The 6,199-nt window shown below is 62.3% G+C and carries 5 protein-coding genes, 1 tRNA gene and 1 other RNA gene; 2 read left to right on the top strand and 5 right to left on the bottom strand.

Going from position 1 to position 6,199, the window contains the following annotated elements; all coding sequences use genetic code 11:
* Positions 1-12: 12 nt before the first annotated feature.
* Positions 13-936 (bottom strand): ectoine/hydroxyectoine ABC transporter substrate-binding protein EhuB, encoded by a 924-nt coding sequence (gene ehuB, locus ACX80B_RS06590; RefSeq protein ID WP_459294285.1) that lies wholly within the window; start codon positions 934-936, stop codon positions 13-15.
* 332 nt (positions 937-1,268) lie between these two features.
* Here ehuB and ACX80B_RS06595 point away from each other — a divergent pair, with 332 nt between their 5' ends.
* Positions 1,269-2,027 carry a GntR family transcriptional regulator gene (locus tag ACX80B_RS06595; RefSeq protein WP_459294287.1) on the top strand — a complete coding sequence of 253 codons (759 nt, stop codon included), beginning with the start codon at positions 1,269-1,271 and terminating at the stop codon, positions 2,025-2,027.
* A gap of 35 nt (positions 2,028-2,062) precedes the next feature.
* On the opposite strand, the gene recR is transcribed toward ACX80B_RS06595, so the two are convergent.
* The 4 genes from recR to ACX80B_RS06615 all read right to left on the bottom strand — a co-directional run bounded on the left by recR (position 2,063) and on the right by ACX80B_RS06615 (position 5,908).
* The gene (gene recR, locus ACX80B_RS06600) at positions 2,063-2,662 is read right to left on the bottom strand and encodes a recombination mediator RecR (RefSeq protein WP_459294289.1); all 600 of its coding nucleotides are present in this window, start codon (positions 2,660-2,662) and stop codon (positions 2,063-2,065) included.
* Positions 2,663-2,695: 33 nt separating this feature from the next.
* Positions 2,696-5,074 (bottom strand): DNA polymerase III subunit gamma and tau, encoded by a 2,379-nt coding sequence (locus ACX80B_RS06605; RefSeq protein ID WP_459294334.1) that lies wholly within the window; start codon positions 5,072-5,074, stop codon positions 2,696-2,698.
* A 278-nt stretch (positions 5,075-5,352) separates the two neighbouring features.
* Positions 5,353-5,448: signal recognition particle sRNA small type (gene ffs / locus ACX80B_RS06610), an RNA gene on the bottom strand.
* A 76-nt stretch (positions 5,449-5,524) separates the two neighbouring features.
* Positions 5,525-5,908, bottom strand: coding sequence for a hypothetical protein (locus ACX80B_RS06615; RefSeq protein WP_459294291.1), 384 nt, complete (start codon positions 5,906-5,908; stop codon positions 5,525-5,527).
* Between the two features lie 93 nt (positions 5,909-6,001).
* Here ACX80B_RS06615 and ACX80B_RS06620 point away from each other — a divergent pair.
* Positions 6,002-6,086: transfer RNA gene (locus tag ACX80B_RS06620), tRNA-Ser, on the top strand.
* Positions 6,087-6,199 lie beyond the last annotated feature (113 nt).

Genomic DNA, 6,199 nt, shown 5'->3' on the forward strand with positions numbered 1-6,199 from the left:
GGGGAAGAGAGGTTATCCTGCTTCTCCGCACAATTCCTCTGTGGTTAGGTCCTTGGGTGGAAGGTTTTCGGCGGTGAAGCCGTATTCTCCAACAACCCCGAGGTAGGTGTCCTCGTCGGCGAGAACGTTCTTCTCCAGTTCCTTGTTGTATGCCTCGCGTAACTTGTCGTCGCCCGGGCGGAATACCGTTGCGCCCGAGCCAACCTGCTCCTCGCCATCGATGACGGCTGTGAAGGCCTGCGTGACTTCAATCGGCACGTTAGGATTGTTATCTGCCATGTAATTCAGCGAAATCGCGGTCATGGCGAAGGCATCCGCCCGGCCGTTGGCTACGGTATCCATACCAGTCTGTGCGTCGGGTACGGAGGTCACGCCTTCAATGCCCAGGGACTCTGCATATCCGGATTCAATGCCGCCGGCCAGCACGGCCAGTTGAACATCTTCCTCGGAGTTGACGACCGATTGCAGGTCACTCAGGCCAAGTGGGTTGCCCTCTTCAACCATCAATGCCGTGGTGTACATAATGGTCGGCAGGCTGAAGTCGGCTTCTGCGCACCGCTCGGGAAGGATGGACATCCCTGCACTGATGACATCGAACCGACCCGCGTTCAACCCCGGGATCAGTGCGTCCCAATCGACCAGTTCGGCTTCGACATTCTCCACTCCGAGGCCGGCGAAGACTTCCTTGGCGATGGCCACCGATCCGCCTTTGAGATCACCATCATCGAGGAAGGAGTACGGAGCCTCGCCGGCAATGCCGACCTTGACGGTGCCCGCTTCCTTGATCTGCTCAAGCGTGTTACCGCCCTCGGGCGCACCCCCGCCGCCACCGTCAGAGCCTGAGCCGGAACCGCAACCGGCGAGGAGCCCCAGCGCAAGAACGCTGGAGGCTGCGACGCCGATGCGCCCAGCGGAGTTAAAACGTGATTTCATCATGTGCCTCTTTCGGTCGTTGCGATGGGACGAAGCCACCGAGCCTGCCCCCAAAGGCTTGACCCAGCCGACCCGACCCGAAAAACGGTCATGGATCTTGGTCTACGGTAAACAATGATTGGCACCACATACAATATTTAAATCCGTATGTAGAATTGTCTACAAATACAACTTATAGACCTTTTTTCGCCCGGTCACCAGCACAAAATGATTAAGGTTTCGCGCTGGTAGGCGATTTCTTTCCGGGATAACGATTCGGTTACGGTTAGTGCGGACCAGCAAGGTCCGTCGGTTGGCGGCGTTCAGCGGCCGTGGTGTCGAAAGTTAGGACGCAGATGGCCCAACATATATCGCCTGCCGGAGCTCCAGCAGTCTTTCGCGTTCCCCGTGCCTCAACAGTTGATCTGATTGCCAGGGAGCTCCGTAACGCAATCTATTCCGGCGCCCTCAGCGTGGGAACACAACTGGGCGAAATCGAAATTGCCCAGCAGCTCGGTGTGAGCCGCAGCCCGTTGCGTGAAGCGGCCCAACGGCTCGTGCAGGAGGGGCTTCTGACCGCGACCCCCGGGCGTGGGCTGCGCGTCAGCGTCGTCGAGGGCGGGCAAATACATGATCTCTACTCGGCACGGAAAGCCGTGGAATCAGAGGCTGTCCGGCTGCTGATTGAGACCGGGGACCCTGACGCGGTGGCCGCCGTCGAAGCCGCCTACGAAAAACTTGTGACCGCAAGCCAGGGGCGGGATCCGCGCACTATTGGCGACTCGGATCTGGATTTCCACTGGGCACTCGTGGATGCCTCAGGCAGTCAGCGGCTTCGCCAATACATGTCCACGCTGGTGCTCGAAACGAGGATTGCCAGCTTCAGTGTCAGCCAGGGCTACGTTGTCCGCCGGAATATCGCGGAATCCCATGACTCGATTCTGAAGGCTATCCGGGCCGGTGATGCCGAGGCCGCCGTCGCCGCTGTCCGGGCGTTGATGGACAAGGCGGTAGCGCGGTTGACCGGAGGTGATCCGGACGACCTTGATGTAGAGACGGTCGAGGAACCACACCACACCGGGGCTATCACCCTTGAGCGGATTGCGCAGCGCTGAACAAGCTGCCCGACGGCAAACTATGGACGTTGCCGTTAGCTGTTAACGCTGCGCCGGCCCTCGAAGGCGCGGCCAAGCGTGACCTCGTCCGCGTACTCCAGGTCGCCGCCGACCGGCAGCCCCGAGGCCAGCCGGCTGACGGTGATACCGATGCTTTTGAGCAGCCGTCCGAGATAAGTCGCGGTTGCCTCGCCTTCCAGATTCGGGTCAGTGGCAATAATGATTTCCTGGATTTGTTCATCCGAGAGCCGGGTCATTAATTCACGAATTCGCAATTGCTCGGGCCCAATACCGGCGATCGGATTAATGGCGCCGCCCAGCACGTGATACCTACCCTTGAAGGAACGGGTCCGCTCGACGGCAATAACGTCCTTCGATTCCTCGACGACGCAGATGATGCTGGGGTCGCGGCGCGGATCCCGGCAAATGCTGCAGGTTTCCTGCTCCGTGACATTGCCGCAGATTTCGCAGAATTTCACCCGTTCCTTCACCGTGGTGATGGAGGCGACGAGCCGCTTCATGTCTTCCGGATCGGCTTCCAGAATGTGGAAGGCAATCCGCTGGGCCGACTTTGGACCCACCCCGGGCAGGCGGCCGAGCTCGTCAATAAGCTCTTGAACGGCACCTTCGTACACGGAACCTCAATCTAATAGTTGAAACGGCGTTGGTTAAGGACCGCCGACACTGCGCTCTTCCACCAGCCGGCCACCGAGGATCCGTTCGACGGCGGCACGGCCGACCAGCCCCGAGTCCTCGATCGTTTCGTCATCGGCGCTGGGGATATCCTCGATGTCCCTAAAGTCTAAGTTACTGCTGTCCGGGACCGGTGCAGCCGGAACTTCGGCGGCTGCCCTTTGGGACATCTGCTGGTACCGGCTTAGCCGCTCCGGCGAGGGGCGTTGCCCATTGGAGGCTTCGGCATCCGGGACGGGTTCTGCAGGCTCTGGGTTGGCATCCTGCCAGTCGCCTGCACCAGCAGCGGGGTCCGGTCCTGCTTCCACGCCGTCCGAGGTGGGAACGGCACTGGCATCCCAGCTGTCATCGCGCTCCGGTTCGGGTTCCCAGGTCGCGGGCGGTTCTTCGGCAGGATCGCTGTCCCAGTCCGAGGGTGGAGCAACCGGGGTTGAGGCTGCCGGGGTTGGGGCTGCCGGGGCAGGGTCGTCCGAGGGTGGAGTTGTCCAAGCGGTGTTGGCAGCCGGCGGCGCGTCCCAATCGTTGCTGGTCCCCGCCGCCGGCGTTGGCCGGCTAGATGCTTTTGGGTTTGGGTCACCCGCTCCCGGAGCATCATGGACCGGTTTGATCGCGCAATTGATTCCGAGCACCTTATTGATGGCACGGCTGAGATTGTCGAGGTGGTCCTGACGGTTAAAGCCGGCAGCACGTCCCGGGGAGTCAAAGCCAAGCTCAAGAAGGGAACCATCGAATGACTTCACGGAAGCGTAATCCTTGACCATCATCCAGGAGACTTTCCGGATCCCGGAGAGCTCGTCCATGATTTCCGGCCAGGCCCGGCGGACCATCTCCACACTCCCGCTGCCGCCGCCGGAAGACTCGACGCTCCGGGAGGCTCCCGCCGCCGCAGCTTCCGGTGCCGGATCTGAGGGTGGATCGGCCTGCGCGCTGGACCAGTCGGCCGCAGGTTCCGGTCTGCCCTCCCATTCGGCGGCGTCAGGGGAAGCAGGCTCAGCGGAGTCTTGGGAGGGTCCGGATTCAGCAGGTGCTGACGGTGATTGGGCAGGTGGGCCCTGTTGCTGTGATTGTGGCTGCGGCTCCGCAGGTTCAGGTCCAGGTGCCGGGCTTTGCGCGGCGGGCTCCTCGGGGTCCGGCATCGGCCTGCGTGCCTCCGCTGCGTCAGGCCGTGGTCGCGGGGTACTGGAGGCAGATCCGTCGTCGGCGTCCCTTTGTGCAGCCTGTACTCCGGCGACCGGTGTGCCGCCGTACTCGAGCCGGCGTTCGATCCGGTCCACCCTGGCCGCGACGCCGCGTTCGCTCATATCTGCGCCGGGCAGCAGGATGCGGGCGCACAGCAGCTCAAGGTGCAGCCTCGGCGAGGTGGCGCCGGTCATCTCGGTGAGAGCCGTGTTGGTGATGTCGGCGGCGCGGGACAGTTCGGCGGAGCCGAGCCGGTTGGCCTGGTTCCGCATCCGGGAAATCTGGTCCTCGGGCATTCCGCGCAGGATTGCCTGGGCACTGTCCGGCATGGCGTTGATGATGATGAGGTCCCGGAACCGTTCCAGCAAGTCCTCAACGAAGCGGCGCGGATCGTGTCCGGTCTGGATGACCCGGTCGACTGCACGGAAGACGGTGCCGGAGTCAGCCGCGGCAATGGCGTCCACGACGTCGTCAAGCAGTGATGCGTGCGTGTAGCCAAGCAGCGAGACGGCCAGCTCATAGTCCAGGCCGGTATCTCCTGCCCCGGCCATCAGCTGGTCCAGCACGGAAAGCGAATCGCGGACCGAGCCACCGCCGGCACGCACAACCAGGGAAAGCACCCCGGGGGCAACCGGTACGGATTCCCGGTTGCAGAGCTGCTCCAGATACGCCATCAACGGTTCGGGCGGAACCAGCCGGAAGGGATAGTGGTGGGTGCGGGACCGGATCGTGCCGATGACCTTGTCCGGCTCCGTCGTCGCGAAGACGAACTTGATGTGTTCCGGCGGCTCTTCAACGATCTTCAGCAGGGCGTTGAATCCCGCGGAGGTCACCATGTGGGCCTCGTCGATGATGAAGATCTTGTAGCGGTCGCGCACCGGCGCGAAGGTGGCACGCTCGCGCAGATCGCGCGCGTCGTCGACACCGCCGTGGCTTGCCGCGTCGATCTCGATAACGTCAAGGCTGCCGCTGCCGCCACGGGCAAGCTCCACACAGCTGCCGCAGACACCGCAGGGAACATCCGTAGGGCCCTCGACACAGTTCAGGCACCGCGCCAGGATGCGGGCGGACGTCGTTTTTCCACAGCCACGCGGTCCGGAAAAGAGGTAGGCGTGATTGACGCGGTTCTTGCGCAAGGCAGTCATCAACGGTGTGGTGACATGTTCCTGGCCGATGACATCGGCAAAGGTTTCCGGACGATACCGCCGGTACAGCGCAACGTTCGACTGGGCCGCCGCTCCGGCCGCGGCACCTAAATGGGCGGTTTCCGGGGCAGGGCTGTCCACGGGGATCTCATCGATCGCTTGGATATCAGCAGAGCTCACGGCGTTCCTCCAGTCACAGTAAAACCCTATCGGCACTGGCCGACAGAATGCACCTCAAATATGGACTTGTTGACAGCGGCGGTCTTCCACCGGTGGCGGCAGCCGGCGGGCCACCGAAGGACGTTAAAGTTGAAGACCCCTCACGCACCCGCCAGAGCCCGCTTACCCTTGCTACCTTCCGGTCCTGGGGGAGTTCACAGGATGACGCCACGTGAGGGGCCGCTGAATAGTCTACCCGATTTGAGGACCCGCCGAAGTCCACTGTGAATGGACGAACAGGAGCGGCAGTGAGGCGATGAATCAGTTGTCCCGACCTTGGGGCTGGGTACCCGAAAGGGGCCGGCCGTCGTCGTCGAACACCTTGCCGGGAGCACCAATCGGGAAGGTCATGAAGGCCGGAACTTCGTAGGGGTGGGCGCGGGCCATGGCGGCGAGAACGTCGTCCCGGCGGCTTCGCGGGTATCTGGTCTCGATTCTCGTCTCCGCCACCTGCTCGAGGGTGCCGACGTCTCCAATCACCGGGGCGGCGCCGTCGTTGGGTTTGAACTGGCCGGTGCCCGGGAAGAGGAACGCGCACTGCGAATAGTTTCCGATCCGTCCGGCACCGGCCGCGTCGAGGGCCCCCATTACAGCGGGAACGGAATCAGTAGGGACATAGACAACCAGGCAATCCATCTCGGTCATGTCAATAGTGTGGCACGACGACGGCGGTGCACTGGTTGGCTCCGATTCGGCACACGGAGGGGGTTCAGGTAGTCTGGAACCTGCTTCATTCAAGGAGGATTCGCCTAGCGGCCTATGGCGCACGCCTGGAACGCGTGTTGGGTTAACGCCCTCGGGGGTTCAAATCCCCCATCCTCCGCTGTGTAATGTCTCGGGACATCGGTAGAACGATGTCCCGAGACATTAGTCTTTAACGAGTCACCTGTTCAGGCGGGAAATTGCTTTTTGGTAGTTCTTCGATGGGTCGATTTT

This window comes from Arthrobacter monumenti, assembly GCF_054511255.1.

Coding starts and splice junctions, on each gene's coding strand:
- ehuB (WP_459294285.1), bottom strand. CDS start 936: ATGATGAAATCACGTTTTAACTCCGCTGGGCGCATCGGCGTCGCAGCC.
- ACX80B_RS06595 (WP_459294287.1), top strand. CDS start 1,269: ATGGCCCAACATATATCGCCTGCCGGAGCTCCAGCAGTCTTTCGCGTT.
- ACX80B_RS06615 (WP_459294291.1), bottom strand. CDS start 5,908: ATGACCGAGATGGATTGCCTGGTTGTCTATGTCCCTACTGATTCCGTT.